This is a genomic window from Flavivirga algicola, from assembly GCF_012910715.1.
In the GTDB taxonomy this organism is placed as follows: Bacteria; Bacteroidota; Bacteroidia; order Flavobacteriales; family Flavobacteriaceae; genus Flavivirga; species Flavivirga algicola.
In genome coordinates this window covers 1-347 of record NZ_JABBHF010000036.1, presented here as the reverse complement: position 1 = coordinate 347, position 347 = coordinate 1, and the positions used below count along the sequence as shown (strand labels likewise).

Here is a 347-nt window from a genome sequence, read left to right as displayed (position 1 = left end):
GGGTTATCGATTCCAGTAGTCTCCTCACAATCGGTAAGGCCATCGCCATCGGTATCGACTAACGCCACGGCAGTATGCATCGGATCACACGGATCGTTCTCATCACTTGTACCCGTTGGCACTTCTGGTGTAGCTGGGTTGTCAATCCCTGTAGTCTCCTCACAATCGGTAAGGCCATCACCATCAGTATCTATTAACGATACAGCAGTATGCATCGGATCACATGGATCGTTCTCATCACTCATGCCCGTCGGTACTTCTGGTGTAGCTGGGTTATCGATTCCAGTAGTCTCCTCACAATCGGTAAGGCCATCGCCATCGGTATCGACTAACGCCACGGCAGTATG

General features: G+C 51.0%; 1 protein-coding gene. It reads right to left on the bottom strand.

Annotated features, from left to right (window positions below; all coding sequences use genetic code 11):
- Window positions 1–347: hypothetical protein (locus tag HHX25_RS21095; protein WP_394352866.1), on the bottom strand; the 347-nt coding region annotated here is incomplete at both ends.